At 38.2% G+C, this 1,221-nt stretch carries 1 protein-coding gene; it reads left to right on the top strand.

Annotated features, from left to right (window positions below; genetic code table 11):
* Window positions 1-128: 128 nt before the first annotated feature.
* A partial coding sequence (locus tag ACH6CY_RS15665; protein ID WP_374068239.1) for a transposase occupies window positions 129-1,221 on the top strand: 1,093 nt, incomplete at its 3' end.

Here is a 1,221-nt window from a genome sequence, read left to right as displayed (position 1 = left end):
GAGTGAATTTCATAATTTATAACCCTTGTGCCCCAACAAGTTTGAGATACAAAAAAAGAAGTACCTCCCCAAATCTTGTATAATGGTAGTTGACAGACAACCAAAAAAAGACTGGAGGAGTACTCTCTATGACCATTATACGACAACAAAGCTTATTTGGCATCCAAGAATTATATGAGATGGACCCTACCCATCGTTATGAATCGATTATTTCAGCGATAGATTTGGATGCAATCTACTATGAAGTGAATAAAAAATCCCGGCTCGGTGCACCGGTAGAACTGAATTATGCAGCCATGATTATTACTATTTTTATTCGATACGTTGAACGTATTCCAACAATTAAAGACTTGATCAAACGTCTTAATGATGACTTTGTATTTAAACTTAATTGTGGTTTTTTATTGTCCGACAATACCCCTTCTGAAGCCGCCTATTCTCGACTTTCAACAAAACTTGTTGAATCTAACGTTTTAGAGAAAGTACAGGAAAAAGTTGTGCTTCAAGCAATCGCAGAAGGCTTTATTATCGATGACACTGTAGCCATTGATGCAACTCATTTTGAGGCACGGGATCAAGCACCACCAAAAGTAGAAAAGCCAAAACCTGAGCCTAAAAAACGCGGACGCAAATCCAAGGAAGATCGTGAACAATGGCTCATCGAACAGGAAGAAAAAGAAGCCAATCTTCCCATTTTCGAAAAGAAAATAGAAGCACAATTGGATGAACCTTTAAATGTATTGCGTGACAATGTTCCACAAGACCCAAAGTGGGGTGTGAAAAAGAACAGTGAAGGTAAAAATGTATTCTGGTACGGCTATAAGGGACACTTAGCCGTTGGTACATCCAGTCAATACATTCTCCAATCCCTCTTTTCATCAGGCAGTCTAAATGATGGAAAAGCAGCAATTCCATTATTAAAGGGTATGGATGAACTTCCACTTTCATCTTTGCGTTATCAAACAATGGATGCCGGCTATGACTATGAACCAATTTATGAGCAAGTTTACCGAATGGGGAACCAATCTGTCATTGCTTATAATAAGAAAAATGAAAGTGAGCCAATTGGGTTCGATAAACACTTTGCCCCAACCTGTTTTAGAGAACACTCTTATCGTTATGATAGTTTTGACACCAAATACGAAACATTGAAATACACAAGACCAAAAGAGTGCAGTGACTGTCCTCTGGCTAATGAAGGAATCTGTCAAAAGGTTTATA

Source organism: Paraliobacillus sp. JSM ZJ581 (genome assembly GCF_044383835.1).
Lineage (GTDB): Bacteria > Bacillota > Bacilli > Bacillales > Amphibacillaceae > Paraliobacillus.
Note: the sequence above shows the minus strand (reverse complement) of the source record. Positions and strands in the feature narration are given on the sequence as shown.